We start from the raw sequence: 18,297 nt of genomic DNA, 5'->3' as shown, positions 1-18,297 counted from the left end.
AAGGCGCGTAACCTAAACCCAAAAACCGATATCTGCATTTTTCGGTAGAGAAAGCGTTAACCTCAAGCGCGACATCGCCGCGCAGGCGCGTTCAGTCGAGCGCTTTTCTTTTACGACGCGATGTTGCTACAGTATGGTCCGCGCGCTGAGCGCCGTGATCGTCATGGCGGAAAGCGTGAGCGGTTCCTATCTCACGGGCCTGGTTGCATTCTTTGGGTGCAATTGGCGTTCGTGGCCGGAACCGCCGGACTGAAACGAGTTTGGGCTCGATTACCAGCGTGAGGCGCGAAGCCTTCGTCTGGATCGTCCCGCGGGGTCCGCATCGGATCCTTAAGCCGCTCCGGCGTCGATGCTTCATCCGATCCGCGCCTTCCGGCGCGTTTAAGGAACACAGAAACCTTATGGGCTGCGCCGCACCCGACCGCCTTTGGCGACCGACCTTCCGCAACCGCCTCGGCGGTGCGACGGGCGGTGACGTGCGCGCCTTTCAATCATATCGGCGCCCGGGCCTAGCGTCCGCCGCGCGCCGTGGAGATACCCTTTATGTCGAAGAAGATGTTGATCGACGCCGCCCACGCCGAAGAGACGCGTGTGGTGGTCGTGGATGGTACGCGGGTTGAAGAATTCGATTTCGAGAGCCAGACCCGAAAGCAACTCCGAGGAAATATCTATCTCGCCAAGGTGACCCGCGTTGAGCCCAGCTTGCAGGCTGCGTTCATCGAGTACGGCGGCAACCGCCACGGCTTCCTCGCCTTCAACGAAATCCACCCGGACTATTATCAAATCCCGGTCGCCGACCGCGAAGCGCTGATGCGTGACGATTCCGGCGACGACGAGGATGACCAGCACCACGCCCGCGAGGACAATGACGGCGACGCGGTCGACGACGAGGAAGACGCCGTCGAGGAAGAACTGGCGCGCCGCAAGCGCCGCCTGATGCGCAAGTACAAGATCCAGGAAGTGATCCGCCGCCGGCAGATCATGCTGGTTCAGGTCGTCAAGGAAGAGCGCGGCAACAAGGGCGCGGCCCTGACCACCTACCTGTCGCTGGCCGGTCGGTACGGCGTCCTGATGCCCAACACCGCCCGCGGCGGCGGCATCAGCCGCAAGATCACCACGGTCACCGACCGCAAGCGCCTCAAGAGCGTCGTTCAGGGTCTGGACGTGCCGCAGGGCATGGGCCTGATCGTCCGCACGGCCGGCGCCAAGCGCACCAAGGCCGAGATCAAGCGCGACTACGAATATCTGCTGCGTCTGTGGGAGAATATCCGCGACAACACGCTGCATTCGATCGCCCCGGCGCTGATCTACGAGGAGGAAGACCTCGTCAAGCGCGCCATCCGCGACATGTACGACAAGGACCTGGAGGGCATCTGGGTCGAGGGCGAGGCCGGCTACAAGGAAGCGCGCGACTTCATGCGCATGCTCATGCCGAGCCAGGCCAAGAAGGTCTTCCCGTATCGCGAGCCGGCGCCGCTGTTCGTCAAGCACAAGATCGAAGACCACCTGGCCCAGATCTATTCGCCGGTCGTGCCGCTGCGCTCCGGCGGCTATCTGGTGATCAACCAGACCGAAGCCCTGGTCGCCATCGACGTCAACTCGGGCAAGGCCACGCGCGAACGCAACATCGAAGCCACCGCGCTGAAGACCAACATGGAAGCGGCGGAAGAAGCCGCCCGCCAGCTTCGGCTGCGCGACTTGGCCGGTCTGATCGTCATCGACTTCATCGACATGGATGAGGGCAAGAACAACCGCGCCGTCGAGAAGGTCCTCAAGGATTCGCTCAAGGACGATCGCGCCCGCATTCAGATGGGCAAGATCAGCGGTTTCGGCCTGATGGAAATCAGCCGCCAGCGCCGCCGCACCGGCGTGCTGGAAGGCACCACCCACGTCTGCGAACACTGCGACGGCACCGGCCGCGTCCGCTCGGTCGAATCCAGCGCCCTGGCCGCCCTGCGGGCGGTCGAGGTCGAGGCCCTGAAGGGCGGCGGCGCCGTCACCCTGAAGGTCAGCCGCCCCGTCGGCATCTACATCCTCAATGAAAAGCGCGCCTATCTGCTGCGCCTGCAGCAGACTCACGCCCTGTTTGTCACGGTCCTGGTCGACGACAGCCTGCACCAGGCCGAGCATGACATCGACCGCACGGAGCTGGGCGAGCGCCCCGCCCCGCAGATCTTCGCCCCGATCGAGCCCGACCCCGTCTATGACGACGAGGCGTTTGACGACGAAGAGGACGAGGAAGACGAAGAGATCGTCTCCGAGGACGAAGACGAGAGCGAAGGCGACGACGCGCCCCGCGCCGCTCGTCCGGCTCGCGCCGAACCGGCCGAAGATGAAGGCGCCCGTCGTGGCCGCAAGCGCCGTCGTCGTGGCGGTCGTCGCGACGACCGTGACGAGGCGCCGGCCGAGGCCGCCGGCGAAGAAGACGAGGATGACGCCGAGGGCGCCGAGGGCGCTGATCGCGCTGAAGGCGATATCGAGGGCGAGGACGAGGAATCGCGTCGCCGCCGCCGTCGCCGCGGACGTCGCGGCGGCCGTCGCGGCGGTCGCGAGGACGGTGACCGTCCGGCCGACGCCTTTGCCTGGACCCGTCCTCGGGTGCCCTTCGGCGAAAGCGCCTTCGTCTGGCACGATCCCGCCGAACTCGACGCTCGCGGCCCTCGTCCCGAACGCCCCGAACGGGTCGAAGCGCCGGTGGCGGAGCGCGCCGAGCGTCCGGAACGCGCCGAACGCGGTGAACGCGGCGGTCGGCGCGGACGCGGTCGCGGTGAACGCGGCGAGCGGACCGAGGTGTCCGACGCCCCGCGCGCCGAACGCGCCCCCGCGCCCCGGGTCGATGTCGCCGAGCTGGAAGCCGCGCCGCTGCCCCCGCCCGTGATCGAAGGCCCCCCGGCCGACGTCTGGGTGGAACTGCCGCCGCAGGACGAGGCGCCCAAAAAGGCCCGTCGTCCCCGCAGTCGCGGACGTAAGGCCGCCGACGCCGAGGTTCCGGCTGAAGTGACCGTGGAGACGCCGACAGCCGAGACGGTCGAGGAAACGCCGCTGGTCGCGGCCGATGTCGAGGTCGCGGCCCCGGTCGTGGTCGAGGCCGCGCCCGAGCCGGCCGCCGAACCCGAGCCCGTCGCGGTCGCCGCCGCGGAGCCGGCTCTGGTGGTGGTCGAATCCGACCCGGCCGAGATCCTGACCCCGCCCGAAAAGCCCAAGCGCGGCTGGTGGCGCCGAGGCTAGGTTTCAAGGTGAAGGCCGGCGGACCCCTGGTTCCGCCGGCCTTCATGCCCATATCCGCGGGATGCTCGTTCGACGGATGTTCCCAGGTCGTCGAGAACCGCGTTAGACTGCCGGCTTGAGCGCGGGGGCGCGATCAGGAGAGTTTCGATGACCTCCCGGATAAGGGCGGCTTCCGAGAGATTGTCCAGGAAGACGGGGTCCGCGCTGTCCGCGCTGGCCCTGTTGACGGCTATCCTCGCCCCCGGCGCTTCGGCTCATGCGCAGGACGGCCCCTCGCTGATCCGCGACACCGAGATCGAGGAAATCCTTCACCGTGACGCCGACCCGATCTACGCGGCGGCGGGCCTGGATCCGAAGACCGTTCGCATCCTGCTGGTCGGCGACAAGGAATTGAACGCCTTCGCCACCCAAGGCCTGATGATGGGCCTCAACACCGGTCTGATCCTGCAGACCGAGACGCCCAACCAGTTGAAGGGCGTCATCGCCCACGAAACCGGACACCTTGCCGGCGCCCACCCGCTGCGCTCGGGCGAAATGATGCGGGCCGGCCTCAAGCCGATGATCCTGACCATGGGCTTGGGGGTCCTGGCCGCCCTGGCCGGTGCTCCGGACGCCGGCGCGGTTCTGCTCGGCAACGCCAGCTACTTCGGCCAGCTCGGCGCCCTGGGCTACAGCCGCGACCAGGAATCACGCGCCGACCAGGCCGGAGCGGGCTTCCTTGAGACCACCGGTCAGTCGGGCCGCGGCCTCGTCGAGTTCTTCGACAACTTCCGCTACCAGGAGGTCTTCGACCAGTCGCGGCGCTTCGCCTATTTCCGCAGCCACCCCCTCTCGGGCGACCGGATCGACGCTCTGCGCAGCCGCGTCGAGAAGCTGCCGCACTACAACGCCGTCGACGATCCCGCGTCCTTGGCCGAGCACGAGATCATGAAAGCCAAGCTGGAGGGGTTCATCAATCCCGGCGTGGCGATCACGAAGTACAAGGAAAACGATCGCGCCTTCCCGGCCCGCTACGCCCGCGCCATCGCTTATTATCAGATGAAGGAGCCCGACCGGGCCCTGAAGATTCTCGACGGCCTGATCACCGAGAACCCGAACAATCCATACCTCTGGGAGCTCAAGGGGCAGATCCTGTTCGAGTTCAACCGCGTCAAGGAAGCCGAGGAGCCGCAGCGTCGATCCGTGGCGCTGAAGCCCGACGCCGCCCTGTTGCGGGTGAACCTGGGCCAGACCCTGATCGGCCTGGACGATCCCAAGAAGGTCGAGGAAGGCATCAGCGAACTGAAGCGCTCGCTGCTCGACGAAAGCGACAATTCCGTCGCCTGGCGTCTGCTGGCCCAGGCCTACGACAAGCGCGGCGAGGACGGCCAGGCGCGGCTGGCCACCGCCGAGCAGTATTTCAACATGGGCGCGACCCAGGAGGCCCGGGTCTTCGCCATGCGAGCCCGCGAACTGCTCAAGAAGGACAGCGTCGAATGGCGGCGCGCCACCGACATCGTCCTGACTTCCAACCCTTCCAACCAGGACCTCAAGGATCTGGCCAAGGAAGGCGCCGTCACCTCGGGCCTGCGCCGCTAGGCCGCCCCTTTCCAGAGAGCTCCATGCCCTTGACGTTCCGTCCGATGGCGTTCGCCGCCGCGTCCATCGCCGCCCTGTCCCTGATCGGTTGCGGACAGGCCAACGCCGACAAGGCGTTCGGCGAAAAGGTCCACGCCTATCTGGTCGAGCACCCCGAGGTGCTGGTGGAGATGAGCACAAAGCTCCAGGAAAAGCAGGCGGCTGAACAGGCCAAGAACGCCAAGGGCGCGATGAACAAGTATCGCCAGGCGCTGGAACGCGATCCCCGCGATTTCGTGGCCAATCCGAACGGCTCGATCACCGTCGTCGAGTTCTTCGACTACCGCTGCGGCTACTGCAAGCTGGCCGCGCCGCAGATCGTCGACCTGATCCAGAAGAACCCCGACGTGCGCTTCGTGTTCAAGGATTTCGTGATCTTCGGCCACGATTCCGAGGCCGCGGCGCGCATCGTTTTGGGGGCCAAGGACCAGGGTAAGACCATCGAACTGCATAGGCGCCTGATGGCGGAAAAGAGCCTCGACGAGGCCGCTGTCATGCGCATCGCCCAGGACCTCGGCATCGACATGGTCAAGGCCCGCGCCGCGGCCGGGTCCGCGACCACCACCCAGCACCTGGCCGACACCCACGCCCTGGCCGAAGCCCTGGCCATCGAAGGCACGCCCGCCTTCTTCGTCGGCGACCAGATGATCCCGGGCGCCGACATGCACGCTCTCAACCTGGCGATCGACCAGGCCCGCGCGGGGAAGGCCAAGAAGGTCTAGCGCCCGGGCGGTAGGGCAGAACCGGCCGGCTCGGAAGAAACTGCTGGGTCAACGCCGCGCTCGGACGCCGCCGTCTCTTGGCAACCTGTTGAATTCCTTGCGATCGCGAACGCGCACGGTTCTTGCTTCGCGGGATCCGCCCCTTTGCGGCGGAGTCTTCCATGTTTATTTCCGGCCCCAGCATCCTGGCGTCCCTCGCCCTGTCGACCCTGTCGAAGATCAACGCGGCCGCGGCGACGAAATCGACGACTCCGACCGCTGCCGATTCTCTGACCGCCGGGCCGGCGAAGTCGGCCAGGGACGAATTTCTGGACTACGCCAAGCTGACGCCCGCTCAGAAGATGCACGCGGCCATGCTGGAGCGCATGGGTTTGACCGAAGACCAGGTCAAGGCGATGCCGCCCGAGGAACGCCAGAAGATCGAGGATCGGATCAAGCAGCGGATCAAGGAGCAGGTCGAGAACGATCCCACCAAGGCGAAGGGATCACTGCTGGACCTTTCGGCCTAGAGCTCGGCTAGATCAGACCGCCCAACGGCGAGCTGGGATCGGCGTAGAGGCGCTTCTGCATCCGGCCGGCGAGATAGGCTTCGCGGCCGGCGATCACGGCGTGCTTCATGGCCCGAGCCATGCGGATCGGGTCCTTGGCCTCGGCGATGGCGGTGTTCATCAGGATGGCGTCGCAGCCCAGCTCCATGCCGATCGCCGCGTCCGAAGCGGTGCCGACGCCCGCGTCGACCAGGACCGGAACCTTGGCGTTCTCGACGATGATCCGCAGGTTGACGCGGTTTTGGATGCCCAGGCCCGAACCGATCGGCGCGCCCAGCGGCATGATCGCCACCGCGCCGGCGTCTTCCAGCTTGCGGGCGTAGACCGGGTCGTCCGAGCAATAGACCATCACCTGGAAGCCTTCGGCGACCAGCAGCTTCAGCGAGCGCAGGGTCTCTTCCATGTCCGGATAAAGGGTCTTGGGGTCGCTGAGGACTTCCAGCTTCACCAGGTCCCAGCCGCCGGCCTCGCGGGCCAGGCGCAGGGTCCGCACGGCGTCCTCGCCGGTGAAGCAGCCCGCTGTATTGGGCAGAAACGTGAATTCGGTGGGTTTGACGTAGTCGACCAGCAGCGGCTGGGTCGGGTCGGTCAGGTTCACGCGGCGCACGGCCACCGTGACGATCTCGGCCCCCGCCGCCTTCGCCGCGGCGGCGTTGGTGGCGTAGTCCTTGTACTTGCCGGTGCCGACGATCAGTCGCGAACGGAAAGTGCGGCCGGCGACGGTCCAGGTGTCGTCGGACTCGGTGGACGAGACGGATTCGGGGGGGACGTGCGCGTTCATGGGGCCGGTTTACGCCTCCGCGCTCCGGGTTTCAAACGCGCAGACCTAACCGCCCCCGATGAACGTCACGATCTCGATTCGGTCGCCGTCGGCCAGGGCGGTGTCGGCATAGGTCGAGCGCGGGGCGATCTCGAGATTGCGCTCCACCGCCACCTTGCGGGCGTCCAGGCCCAGGGCGGACACCAGATCCGCGATGCTGACGACGCCGGCGATATGCCGTTCCTCGCCGTTCAAGAGAAGCTTCATGTCACCTCCGAAGCGAGCCCTGCTTGTGACGTGAGGGAACCGGCTATACAAGACCTCCCGGAATCGACGGCGGAGCCGAATGGTAAAACCGATCCATGTGCTGAGCGGACCCAATCTCAACCTGTTGGGAACGCGCGAGCCCGAGATCTACGGCAAGGACACGCTCGACGATGTCCGTACGCGCTGCGAAGCGCGCGCGGCCGCTCGGGGCCTTTCCGTCGTCTTCCGGCAGAGCAATCACGAAGGCGTGCTGATCGACTGGGTCCAAGAGGCCCGGACGGAAGCTTGCGCGTTGGTGATTAACCCGGCGGGCTATGGCCATACGTCGATCGCTCTCCTCGACGCCTTGAAGACCTTGAACATCCCGGTCATCGAGTGTCACCTGTCCAACCCGGCGGCGCGTGAAGACTTCCGCCGCCACACCTTCGTTTCGCTCGCGGCGACCGGGATTGTCTCCGGCTTCGGCGCGGCGAGCTATGAACTGGCGATCGAGGCCGCTGCCGGCCTGGTCGGCGCGAACTAGCCGGCGTCCCCGGCTTCAAGAAGACAGCAAGGTAAGCTTCCATGTCCAATCCCAAGGCCCCCGCCGATCCGGTCGAAACTCCGTCGATCGACGCTCGCCTGGTCCGCAAGCTGGCCGACATCCTGAAGGACACCGGCCTGTCGGAGATCGAGGTCGAGCACGCCGGCCTGAAGATCCGGGTCGCCCGCGAGCTGACCGTCGCCGCCCAAGCCACCCAATACGTTCAAGCCCCGGCCGCGCCGACCTATGCGCCTGCGCCGGCCGCCGCCGCGCCCGCTGAAGCCGCCGCGCCCGCCCCGGCCGCCCACCTCGGCGAAGCCGTGAAGTCGCCGATGGTCGGCACCGTCTATCTGTCGCCGCAGCCCGGCGCCGACGCCTTCATCAAGGTCGGCGACACCGTGACCGCCGGCCAGACCCTGCTGATCGTCGAAGCCATGAAGACCATGAACCCGATCTCGGCCCCGAAGGCCGGCAAGATCGTCGAGATCCTGGTGACAGACGCCCAGCCCGTCGAATTCGGCGAGCCGCTCGTCATCGTCGAGTAATCGGCATGTTTGACAAGATCCTCATCGCGAACCGAGGCGAGATCGCGCTTCGGGTTCACCGCGCCTGCAAGGAAATGGGCATCGCCACCGTGGCGGTCCATTCCGAGGCCGACGCCAATTCCATGTGGGTGCGGCTGGCCGACGAGAGCGTCTGCATCGGCCCGGCCTCGGCCGCCAAGTCGTACCTGAACATCCCGTCGATCATCGCGGCCGCCGAGATCACCGGCGCCCAGGCGATCCACCCGGGCTACGGATTCCTGTCGGAAAACGCCCGCTTCGCCGAGATCGTCGGCGCGCATGGCTACACCTTCATCGGCCCCAAGCCGGAACACATCCGGATGATGGGCGACAAGATCACCGCCAAGCAGGCCGTCAAGGACGCGGGCATTCCCGTCGTTCCCGGCTCGGACGGCGGCGTCTCCACCGAGGAAGAGGCTTTCGAGGCCGCCGAGAAGATCGGCTTCCCCGTGCTGATCAAGGCCGCCTCCGGCGGCGGCGGTCGCGGCATGAAGGTGGCCCAGACCCGCGAGGATCTGGCCGAAGCGGTCTCGACCGCGCGTTCGGAAGCCCGCGCCGCGTTCGGCGACGACACGGTCTACATGGAGCGCTACCTCCAGAAGCCGCGCCACATCGAGCTGCAGGTCATCGCCGACAGCCACGGCAACGTGGTGCACCTGGGCGAGCGCGACTGCTCGCTGCAGCGCCGCCACCAGAAGGTCCTGGAAGAGGCCCCCTCGCCCGCCCTCGGCGCGGCCGACCGGGCCAAGATCGGCAAGATCGTCGTCGATGCGGTCAAGGCCATCGGCTACCTAGGCGTCGGGACCATCGAATTCCTGTGGGAGAACGGCGAGTTCTTCTTCATCGAGATGAACACCCGCCTGCAGGTCGAGCACCCGGTCACCGAAGCCATCACCGGCATCGACTTGGTTCGCGAACAGATCCGCATCGCCGCCGGCCTGCCGCTGTCGTTCACCCAGGACGACGTGGTGTTCGAAGGCCATGCCATCGAGTGCCGGATTAACGCCGAGAACGCGCGAACCTTCACGCCGTCGCCCGGAACCATCACCGACTTCCACGCCCCCGGCGGCCTGGGCGTGCGGCTGGATTCGGCGATCTACACCGGTTATGCGATCCCCCCCTATTACGACAGCCTGATCGGCAAGCTGATCGTGCACGGCCGTGATCGCGAGGAGTGCATCGCGCGTCTGCGCCGTTGCCTGGGCGAAATGGTCGTCGGCGGCATCGAGACCACGATCCCGCTGTTCCAGGACCTGCTGGTGCAACCCGACATCCTGGCCGGCGACTACGACATCCACTGGCTGGAGCGCTGGATCAAGGCGCAGGGCTGATCTTAAAATCGTCGTCATTCCCCGACTTGCTCGGAGGGATGACGACGCTTCGGGATCAGGCCCACCTGAGGTTCACGGCCAGCCATGGATGACGACGCCTTCACGGTCGATGATCTCATCGCCTGCTACGAGCGCGGCGTCTTTCCGATGGCGGATGCGCGTCACGACGAGAGCATCTTCCTGATCGATCCCGAGCGGCGCGGCGTGCTGCCGCTGGACGGGGTGCACGTCCCGCGCCGGCTGGCCCGGACCGTCCGGGCCGAACCGTTCGAGATCCGCATCGACACCGCCTTCGACGCCGTCGTGGGGGCCTGCGCGACCGCGCGGCCAGGACGGCTGGAGACCTGGATCAACAATCCGATCCAACGGCTCTACGGTCAGCTGTTCGCGCGCGGCCTGGCGCACAGCGTCGAGTGCTGGGACGGTGAAGAGCTGGTCGGCGGCCTCTACGGCGTGGCGTTCGGGGCGTGCTTCTTCGGCGAGAGCATGTTTTCGATCCGCCGCGACGCCAGCAAGGTGGCGCTGGTCCATCTGGTCGGTCGGCTGATCGCCGGCGACTATCGGTTGCTGGACACCCAATTCATCACCGAGCACCTTGAGCGGTTCGGAACGGTCGAGATCTCGCGCGCCGACTATCGCCGCCGGCTCGGCCGGGCCTGGACGGCCCAGGCCGACTTCTATCGGCTGGCGGCCGGCGCCGCGGGCGCCGAGGTCTTGCAGGCGATCAGCCAGGCGTCATAGACCGGGTGCTCCAACGGGTTCAGGCCCGGCGAATTAGCGTACATCCAGCCCTTGTAGATCTGACGTCCCGGCGGCGCCACGCGGCCCGGCAAGGCCTTGGGCTGGGTGTCGACGGTGACATAGGCGATCGAGTCCGGGGCGTCCTCGTCGGGCGCGGTCGTCTCGCAGGCGCGGACCGTGAACACCAGGGTCTTGTAACGGATCGGCTGACCGACCGGCGCTTCGAACCGCATCGTCTCGGTCGTCACCTTGTCCAGCGCCTGGATGATGGCGACCGACGAACGCGCGCGCTTGATCGGCTCCGCCGGCTTTTCCGGGATGACCTCGGCGGGCTTGGCGGCCGACTGCGGCTGTGCCGGCGCGGCCGTGGTCGTCGGCGTGGTGTTGGTCGTCGGCGCGGCGGGCTGCGGGACGATCGGTTGGGCCCCTGGCCCGCTTGGCGCCGGCCGCGCGACGGGCGCGGGTCGCGATTGCTGCGGCGCGACGACTGGCGCAGGGGCGGTCGGCGGCGTCTGGGCGGTCGGGGGTTGCTGCGGCGCGTTTTGCAGCGCCCAGGCGCCGCCGCCGACGAGCGAACCCGCCACGGCCAGCATCGTCACGCCCGTCGATGGCCGCCGGATCATCATCCTATTCGGGCGACCAGGGCTTGTAGTCACTGGAGGCGACCGCGCGCTCGCCGCCGCGGGCCAGCGAACCCTTCGGACGCCAGGCGTGGATCGTGCCGGTCAGGTTGGGATGATGGTCCTTTTCCCAGGCGCGGCGCTTCAGCGGCGCCGTGGTCGGCGGCTCGTCGAACGTATAGTGCAGCCAGCCGCTCCATTCGGGCGGGACCTTGGAGGCCTCGGCGTAGCCGTCGTAAATGACCCAGCGGCGCTTGTGGTCGTCGTAGCTGTCGCTGTTGTCGCGCGCCTCGAAATAGCGGTTGCCGTAGTCGTCCTGGCCCACGAACACGCCACGACGGCTAATGTGGAAGCGCTGACCGATGGTCGCACCGTTCCACCACGTGAAGATCGCTTTCAGCACCGCGTCAGCACCAATCTCGCAAAGGTCCCAAATCTGGGAGGGTTTCGGGCAACGCCGAGGCGTTGCGAAGCGGCCGGACTATAGGTCGGCGGCCTTCCAGCGTCCAGCTTCGGCCGTGACGTTCCGACTTCAACATCTTGTGGATCAGGCGCTCGCCGCACCCCACATCTATTGAAGGGCGCGGTTCGGCGATCTAGGATGGCTAATTCTTGGCGCACCCTGGCGCCCAGGCCGCGGAATCGCCCATGCGCATCCAGTCCCGACACCCCGCCCCCGCCCAGCGCATCGAGCCGCGCGAGATCGAACGCGCCGACGCCGTCATCGAGGTGCTGGCGCCCGAGGGCTGGACCGACGCCCGTGTCGAGGCCTGGCTGGACTGGGCCGCCGAGGATCAGAACGATCGGGCGTTCGACTCCGAGGCGCCGCTGGGCGGCGGCCCCGCCCGCTACGCCGACCGTCTGGCCAGGACGGGTCTTTCGGACGGCCTGTTCGGCGACGCCGCGGATGCCGACGCCTTCCGCGACGCCCTTCTGGCCACCATGCTGGCCGGCGTCGCCTCGCCGGTCGGCGCGTCGGCGGCGCCTCAGCGTCTGCCTGATATCGGCGAGATCGAGTTCAAGCGCGCCGCCGAGGGGCACTTGGCCCGCTGGCGGTCGGCGCGGCTGGCCGTGAAGGCCGCCGCTCTTCTCGACGCGGCCCTGGCCCAGGTCGGCGACGCCGTTGAACGCTGCCATGGAGACGCCAAGGCCTGCGCCGATCCGTCGAAGAACAGCGCGCTCGGCCGCGCCGCGCGCCGGGCCCGCGAACTGGGCGCCGACGACGTCATGATCCTGGACGCGATCGCCCTGGCCGGCGGACCGCGCACGGGCCTGATCGAGCCGGACGCCGAGGCCCCCGCCCCCGTCGTCGCCTCGGCTTCCCGCCAGGGCGTGGCCGCCGTCGACGAAGCCGCCTCCTTCGCCGCCCAGGTCGGCTGGGAAACCAGCGCCCTGATCCTGGCCTTGTCGCCCGAGGACGCCGAGACCCTGGCCCGAGGCGCGCCGGTCCGCGCCGCCATCGACGTGACCGCCTTCCAGCACGACGAGTCCTTCGACAGCGCGGGCTTCAACCAGGTGGTGGGACTGTGGGCCACGGCCCTGGAGATCGAGCGCGGCGACCGCCCGGCCGAGATCGGCCTGGCCGGGATCGGCGACTGGCTGTTGATCCAGGGCCTCTCGGCCGCCGGCGACGCGGGACGCGACGCCGCCTCCGCCCTGTGGGCCCTGACCGTCGGCGCCGCGCTCAGCGCCAGCGCCGAGGCCGCCGCGGTGCTCGGCGTCGATCCCGCCTTCGCTCAGGAACGCCAGACCGTGCTGCGCGGCCTGGCCGAGCGTCGGGTGCGCGCCGCCGCCCTGCGCTCGCCGCTGGCCTCGGAGGCCGCCGCCGCCCTGGCCGTCGCTCACGGCCTGGCCCGCAAGCACGGTCTGCGTTCTTCGCGCCTGGTCGCCGCCTTCGCGGATCCCGAGACCGCCCTGCGCCTGGGCGGTAAGGCTCTTGGCCACGCGGCCGCCGCCGCGCCTGTCTCGACCGCCCAGACCGCCGACGGTCTGCTGGTCCCGACATTCAGCGCCGCGGCTCATCTTTGCCTGACCGAGGCCGGGGCCGATTTCGACGCCGCCCGCCGCCACGCCATGGGCCATGGCTCGCTGGCCGAGGCCCCTGCGATCGATCACCTGGTTCTGCAGGCGCGCGGCTTCACCGCCCACGAGATCGAACTGGCCGAAGACGCCCTGCGCCATGCCGACGGTTTGCGCGCCGCCTTCACCCCGGCCGTGATCGGGGCCGGCTTCCTCAGCGACGTGTTGGGCGTTCCCGCCGAGGCTCTGGCCGATCCCAATTTCGACACCCTGACCTTCGCCGGCTTCTCGGAGATCGAGATCGAGGCGGCCGAGCGCCACGCCCTCGGCGCGCGTCGACTGTCGGACTGCGAAGCCTTGGAGGGCGAACTGCGCGCCCTGTTCGCCGCCATCGAGGCGCCGGCCCTGGCCGATCGCCTGGCGATGATCGCCGCGGTCGAAACCTTCACCTGTCTGGCGGTTCCCGCTGTGCTGGACGTGCCGTTCGACGCGCGCCCCGCCGACGCCGCCCGTCTTCAGGCCGCCGCCGCTCGGGCCGGCGTCCGCGCGCTGCGCCTCAACCGCATCGCGGCGCCCGCGGGTTTCGTCCTTCGCTTGCCGGAGGCCGAAGCCGAGGCCCCCAAGCCGGCTCGCGCCGAGGCGCCCTTCGCGGAGGCCCCGCCGGCCCCGGTCAAGGAGCGGATCGTCGAGCGCGTGGTCGAGCGGATCGTCGAACGCGGCGGCCGCGCGCGCCGCAAGCTGCCCGATCGTCGCAAGGGCTATATCCAGAAGGCCGCGGTCGGCGGCCACAAGGTCTATCTGCACACCGGCGAGTACGAGGACGGCGAGGTCGGCGAGATCTTCATCGACATGCACAAGGAAGGCGCCGCCTTCCGCAGTCTGATGAACAACTTCGCGATCGCCATCTCGATCGGCCTGCAATACGGCGTGCCGCTGGACGAGTTCGTCGACGCCTATGTCTTCACGAAGTTCGAGCCGGCCGGGCCGGTGACGGGCAACGATTCCATCCGTTCGGCGACTTCGATCCTCGACTATATTTTCCGCGAACTGGGCGTCTCCTATCTAGGCCGCGACGACCTGGCCAACGCCGATCCGGGCGAGTTCAACGCCGACGGCCTGGGCCGGGGCGAAGGCGTGGAGGACGGCGCGATCGAGGCCGAGCCCCTGCCCGCCAGCAAGTTCATCTCCAAGGGCTTCTCGCGCGGCGCGGCGCCGGACAATCTGGTGTTCCTGCCGTTCGGCGGCCGCCGCGATCAGGAGCCGCGCCCCGCGGGCCCTCTCCAGACCGGCGAGGGCGGCGATGTCTGCCCGGCCTGCGGCGACCTGGCCCTCAGCCGCAAGGGCGGCCTGGTGGTCTGCGACAGCTGCGGAACCCAGGCCGGCGACGGATCCCAAGGCGAGAGCGACGCCGGCTAGACGCGCCAAGTCGGGCGTTTGCCTGGCCTTAAGCTTGCATGGCCATGCTTGATCGCCGTTCCCGTCGAAAGATCCGCGCCAGAATGAAACCGCTGCTCACGATCCTCGTCGCCGCCGGTCTGCTGATCGTCGCGGCGCCCGCAACGGCCCAGAACGCCGGCCAGATCGCCAATGTCCGGGCCGGGGCCAACTGCCCGCGCTGCAACCTGTTCCAGGCCGATCTGTCGGGCAAGGTGCTGAAGGGCCGCAACCTGGCCGGAGCCCGCTTGCGCCAGGCCGATCTCAGCCTGGCCGAGATGAACCGCACCAGCTTCGCCGGCGCCGATCTGCGCGATGTCAATTTCTACGGCGGCGTGTTCGGCGGGGCCAGCTTCGCCGGCGCCAATCTGACCAACGCCAGCCTGGTCGGCGCCTATCTGCAAGGCGCGAATTTCCGGGGCGCGATCCTGACCGGAGCCAACCTTTCCGGGGCCGAGATGGACCGGGCCACGGGCCTGACCCAGGCCCAGCTGAACCGGGCGTGCGGCGATTTGTCCACCCGCCTGCCGCGCGGGTTTTCCGTGCCCGCCTGCCGTTAAACTTCCGTCATTACCGCGATTTAAGTGGCGCTTGCCCATCGCCGGCCCCAAATCGTAACCCACACGGTCGCTTATCTTGACCGGTCTGGAGGTTTTGATGTCCCGCTTGCGGATCACGGTCGCCGCTCTGTCCCTCGCCTTGTCGGCCCTGGCTCATCAGGCCTATGCCGGTGTCGAGGACAAGGACGTGCCGCGCATGATCTCACTGGGCGGCACGTGCGTGGGCTGCGAGCTGTCGGGCCGCAAGCTGACCGGCGCCCGCTTCACCGGCGCCAACTACGCCAAGGCCAACCTGATCGGCGCCGACCTGCGCGGCGCCAGTTTCTTCGGCTCCAACTTCACGGGCGCGGACCTGTCGCGGGCCGACATGCGCGGCGCCGAGATGCGCGGCGCGGGCTTCTCCCACGCCATCTTCACCGACGCCAAGCTGTCGGGCATCGAGAGCAGCGGGGCCAACTTCATCGGCGCCGACCTGGGCCGGGTCGACCTGTCGAGCAGCGAACTGCACGGCGCCAGCTTCCAGGGCGCCAACCTGGAGCGCGCCAACCTGTCGAGCAGCGAGCTGATCGGCGCCAACCTGCTGGGCGTCAACGCCAAGGGCGCCAATTTCAGCTCGGCCGAGCTGAACGCCAGCAACATGACCGGCGGCAATTTCGAGCGGGCCAGCTTCCGCGACGCCGAATTCACCGGTTCGACCCTGCGCGGCGCGATCTTCAACGGAGCCGACTTCCGGGGCGCCGACCTGTCGGGCGCCAGCCTCAACGGCGCGGACCTGTCGAACGCCCGCGGCCTGACCCAGGACCAGCTGGACGAGGCCTGCGGCGACGGCTCCACCCGGGTTCCGAGCGGGCTGAACGTCCGCAACTGCGGGGTCAATGTCCGCGTCCGCGTCAGCCCCAGCTTCCAGCGCGCCCAGGCCGAAGCCGCCCGGGCCGAGGTGGAAGCCCATCGCGCCGAGATCGAGGCCGCGGCCCGCGTGACCATTCCCAGGCCGCCGAAGCCGCCCAAGCCCCCTAAGGAACCGAGGTAGCGAGCGGTTCTCCCGAAGCAAAAAAGCCCTCCGATCCTGCTGGACCGGAGGGCTTTTTCGTATGGGCGAAACCCGACCGATCTAGACCTTGATCGGCGGGGCCGAGCGGATGTGCAATTCCTTGTATTGCCGCTCCTGAGCCTCGGCCGGGGCGTTCATCAGCAGGTCCTGGCCCTGCTGGTTCAGCGGGAAGGCGATCACCTCGCGAATGGCCACCTGCTCGGCCAGCAGCATGACGATCCGGTCGATGCCGGGCGCCAGGCCGCCGTGCGGCGGGGCCCCGAAGCGGAAGGCGTTCAGCATGCCGCCGAACTGCGCCTCGACCACCTCGGCGCCGTAGCCGGCGGTCTCGAAGGCCTTGAGCATGATCTCCGGCTTGTGGTTGCGGATCGCGCCCGAGCACAGCTCGTAGCCGTTGCAGACGATGTCGTACTGGTAGGCGCGGATGGTCAGCGGGTCCTGGGTCTCCAGGGCCTCCAGACCGCCTTGCGGCATCGAGAACGGGTTGTGCGAGAAGTCGACCTTCTTCTCGTCCTCGTTCCATTCGAACATCGGGAAGTCGACGATCCAGCAGAACTTGAACTGGTTCTCGTCGACCAGCTTCAGCTCGGTCCCGACCCGGGTGCGGGCCAGGCCCGCGAACTTGGCGAACACGGCCGGATCGCCGGCCACGAAGAAGGCCGCGTCGCCTTTGCCCAGGCCCAGCGACTCCATCAGCGCCTGGGTCGGCTCACCGAGGTTCTTGGCGATCGGGCCGCCCCAGCCGCCCTGGTCTTCGCTCCAGAACACGTAGCCCAGGCCCGGCTGGCCCTCGCCCTGCGCCCAGCTGTTCATGCGGTCGCAGAAGGCGCGGCTGCCGCCGGTCGGGGCGGGAATGGCCCACACCTGGTTCTTGGCGTCCGCGCCCAGGATCTTGGCGAACAGGCCGAAACCGCCGTCGCGGAAGTGCGCGGAGACGTCGGCCATCTTGATCGGGTTGCGCAGGTCGGGCTTGTCGCTGCCGTACCAGGCCATCGACTGGGCGTAGGTCAGGCGCTCGAAGCCCTTGTGCTCCATCACCTGGCCGAAGTCGTTGGTGAAGGTGTGGACGCCGTCGATCGGCGAGACCGGCTTGCCGCCCGAGAATTCCTCGAACACGCCGTGCATCACCGGCTCGATGGCCGCGAACACGTCTTCCTGGGTGACGAAGCTCATCTCGACGTCGAGCTGGTAGAATTCCAGCGACCGGTCGGCGCGCAGGTCCTCGTCGCGGAAGCACGGGGCGATCTGGAAGTAGCGGTCGAAGCCCGAGACCATCAGCAGCTGCTTGAACTGCTGGGGCGCCTGGGGCAGCGCGTAGAACTTGCCCGGATGCAGGCGCGACGGCACCAGGAAGTCGCGCGCCCCTTCCGGCGACGAGGCCGTCAGGATCGGGGTCTGGAACTCGTTGAAGCCCTGGGCGAACATCCGCGAACGGATCGACTGGATCACCTTGGACCGCAGCACGATGTTCTTGTGCAGGGTCTCGCGGCGCAGGTCGAGATAGCGGTGCTTGAGGCGGATTTCCTCAGGGTAGTCGGGCTCGCCGAACACCGGCAGCGGCAGCTCGGCGGCTTCGCTCAGCACCTCGACGGCCGAGACGCGAATCTCGATCTCGCCGGTCGGCAGGTTGGGGTTCACCACCGAAGCGTCGCGGGCGACCACCTCGCCGTCGACCCGGATCACGCTCTCGGCGCGCAGGCGCTCGACCACGTCGAAGCCCGGGGTTTCGGGGTGCAGCACCAGCTGGGTCAGGCCGTAATGGTCGCGCAGGTCGATGAAGACCAGGCCGCCGTGGTCGCGCTTGCGGTGGATCCAGCCCGACAGCCGGACCTGGGATCCGGTGTCGGCGGCCCGCAGGGCGCCGCAGGTGTGGGTGCGATAGGCGTGCGTCGAGGTCATGGAAAGTCTTTGAAACGCGATGATTTGCAAGGCGCGGAAAGGCGCATGAGGGGGCGTGGATGTCAAGGATTCTGGGCCAAAGTCCCTCCCCCCGTGGGGGAGGCGGCCGAAGGCCGGTGGGGGGAGTTTCAGGACCGAAGATCGCATTCCCGGCCACTGGCCTAAAACTCCCCCCACCGTCGGCTGCGCCGACACCTCCCCCACAGGGGGAGGACCTAGGACGCATGACTTCGCCGCCTCACGCGGGAACCGCTGAGGTGATGGAAAGGGTCGCGGAGCGCCGGACACCGTCCGGAGTTTGAACAAGAATACCGTTTCGACGAAGCCCGATCGCTCCGCGCCATCGTTATCCGGAAGCCCGCGACGCTGAGCCCTGTTAGGGCCTCGCCGCCTTGAAGCCTCCGACGGGCGGGC

General features: G+C 68.0%; 17 protein-coding genes. 12 read left to right on the top strand and 5 right to left on the bottom strand.

Features of this window, described 5'->3' with window-relative positions; genetic code table 11:
- Positions 1–401 precede the first annotated feature (401 nt).
- The 5 genes from ASD21_RS23890 (at position 402) to ASD21_RS09095 (ending at position 6,076) form a co-directional block, all read left to right on the top strand.
- On the top strand, positions 402–620 hold the full coding sequence (locus tag ASD21_RS23890; RefSeq protein WP_156390616.1) for a hypothetical protein: 219 nt from the start codon (positions 402–404) through the stop codon (positions 618–620).
- Positions 544–3,228, top strand: coding sequence for an Rne/Rng family ribonuclease (locus ASD21_RS09110; RefSeq protein WP_056439877.1), 2,685 nt, complete (start codon positions 544–546; stop codon positions 3,226–3,228). Before ASD21_RS23890 ends, ASD21_RS09110 begins: the two co-directional genes overlap by 77 nt.
- Positions 3,229–3,375: 147 nt before the next feature.
- Positions 3,376–4,806, top strand: coding sequence for a M48 family metalloprotease (locus tag ASD21_RS09105; RefSeq protein WP_056439876.1), 1,431 nt, complete (start codon positions 3,376–3,378; stop codon positions 4,804–4,806).
- Positions 4,807–4,829: 23 nt separating this feature from the next.
- Positions 4,830–5,567 carry a DsbA family protein gene (locus tag ASD21_RS09100; RefSeq protein ID WP_056439875.1) on the top strand — a complete coding sequence of 246 codons (738 nt, stop codon included), beginning with the start codon at positions 4,830–4,832 and terminating at the stop codon, positions 5,565–5,567.
- 161 nt (positions 5,568–5,728) lie between these two features.
- Positions 5,729–6,076 (top strand): hypothetical protein, encoded by a 348-nt coding sequence (locus ASD21_RS09095; protein ID WP_056439874.1) that lies wholly within the window; start codon positions 5,729–5,731, stop codon positions 6,074–6,076.
- A 7-nt stretch (positions 6,077–6,083) separates the two neighbouring features.
- Here ASD21_RS09095 and ASD21_RS09090 read toward each other — a convergent pair whose 3' ends face one another.
- Both ASD21_RS09090 and thiS read right to left on the bottom strand, forming a co-directional pair.
- Positions 6,084–6,896, bottom strand: coding sequence for a thiazole synthase (locus tag ASD21_RS09090; RefSeq protein WP_056439873.1), 813 nt, complete (start codon positions 6,894–6,896; stop codon positions 6,084–6,086).
- 45 nt (positions 6,897–6,941) lie between these two features.
- Positions 6,942–7,142 carry a sulfur carrier protein ThiS gene (thiS, locus tag ASD21_RS09085; protein ID WP_056439870.1) on the bottom strand — a complete coding sequence of 67 codons (201 nt, stop codon included), beginning with the start codon at positions 7,140–7,142 and terminating at the stop codon, positions 6,942–6,944.
- 79 nt (positions 7,143–7,221) lie between these two features.
- Between thiS and ASD21_RS09080 the strand changes: the two genes are divergently transcribed.
- The 4 genes from ASD21_RS09080 (at position 7,222) to aat (ending at position 10,300) form a co-directional block, all read left to right on the top strand.
- Complete coding sequence (locus ASD21_RS09080) at positions 7,222–7,665, top strand: type II 3-dehydroquinate dehydratase (protein WP_056439867.1); 444 nt, start codon at positions 7,222–7,224, stop codon at positions 7,663–7,665.
- A gap of 41 nt (positions 7,666–7,706) precedes the next feature.
- Positions 7,707–8,210 carry an acetyl-CoA carboxylase biotin carboxyl carrier protein gene (accB, locus tag ASD21_RS09075; protein ID WP_056439864.1) on the top strand — a complete coding sequence of 168 codons (504 nt, stop codon included), beginning with the start codon at positions 7,707–7,709 and terminating at the stop codon, positions 8,208–8,210.
- 5 nt (positions 8,211–8,215) lie between these two features.
- Positions 8,216–9,559: an acetyl-CoA carboxylase biotin carboxylase subunit gene (accC, locus tag ASD21_RS09070; protein WP_056439859.1), complete on the top strand. Its 1,344-nt coding sequence runs from the start codon at positions 8,216–8,218 to the stop codon at positions 9,557–9,559.
- An 84-nt stretch (positions 9,560–9,643) separates the two neighbouring features.
- A complete protein-coding gene (gene aat / locus ASD21_RS09065) occupies positions 9,644–10,300 on the top strand; it encodes a leucyl/phenylalanyl-tRNA--protein transferase (RefSeq protein ID WP_056439856.1) in 657 nt (218 codons plus the stop codon).
- Here aat and ASD21_RS09060 read toward each other — a convergent pair.
- Together ASD21_RS09060 and ASD21_RS09055 are read right to left on the bottom strand one after the other, a co-directional pair.
- On the bottom strand, positions 10,237–10,923 hold the full coding sequence (locus ASD21_RS09060; protein WP_442856957.1) for a DUF2155 domain-containing protein: 687 nt from the start codon (positions 10,921–10,923) through the stop codon (positions 10,237–10,239). The two genes, aat and ASD21_RS09060, sit on opposite strands and share 64 nt — an antisense overlap.
- A 4-nt stretch (positions 10,924–10,927) precedes the next feature.
- On the bottom strand, positions 10,928–11,323 hold the full coding sequence (locus tag ASD21_RS09055; protein ID WP_056439853.1) for an NADH:ubiquinone oxidoreductase subunit NDUFA12: 396 nt from the start codon (positions 11,321–11,323) through the stop codon (positions 10,928–10,930).
- A gap of 245 nt (positions 11,324–11,568) precedes the next feature.
- On the opposite strand from ASD21_RS09055, the gene ASD21_RS09050 reads away from it, so the two are divergent.
- The 3 genes from ASD21_RS09050 (at position 11,569) to ASD21_RS09040 (ending at position 15,963) form a co-directional block, all read left to right on the top strand.
- Positions 11,569–14,355: a TSCPD domain-containing protein gene (locus ASD21_RS09050; protein WP_056439900.1), complete on the top strand. Its 2,787-nt coding sequence runs from the start codon at positions 11,569–11,571 to the stop codon at positions 14,353–14,355.
- An 83-nt stretch (positions 14,356–14,438) separates the two neighbouring features.
- A complete protein-coding gene (locus ASD21_RS09045; RefSeq protein WP_056439851.1) occupies positions 14,439–14,933 on the top strand; it encodes a pentapeptide repeat-containing protein in 495 nt (164 codons plus the stop codon).
- Positions 14,934–15,030: 97 nt separating this feature from the next.
- Entirely contained in the window at positions 15,031–15,963 is a 933-nt protein-coding gene (locus tag ASD21_RS09040) for a pentapeptide repeat-containing protein (RefSeq protein ID WP_056439848.1), read from the top strand.
- Positions 15,964–16,044: 81 nt separating this feature from the next.
- On the opposite strand, the gene aspS is transcribed toward ASD21_RS09040, so the two are convergent.
- Positions 16,045–17,883 (bottom strand): aspartate--tRNA ligase, encoded by a 1,839-nt coding sequence (gene aspS, locus ASD21_RS09035; protein ID WP_056439845.1) that lies wholly within the window; start codon positions 17,881–17,883, stop codon positions 16,045–16,047.
- Positions 17,884–18,297 lie beyond the last annotated feature (414 nt).

The organism is Caulobacter sp. Root1455, from assembly GCF_001426905.1.
In the GTDB taxonomy this organism is placed as follows: domain Bacteria; phylum Pseudomonadota; class Alphaproteobacteria; order Caulobacterales; family Caulobacteraceae; genus Caulobacter.
This window is presented reverse-complemented; position numbering and strand designations above follow the sequence as displayed.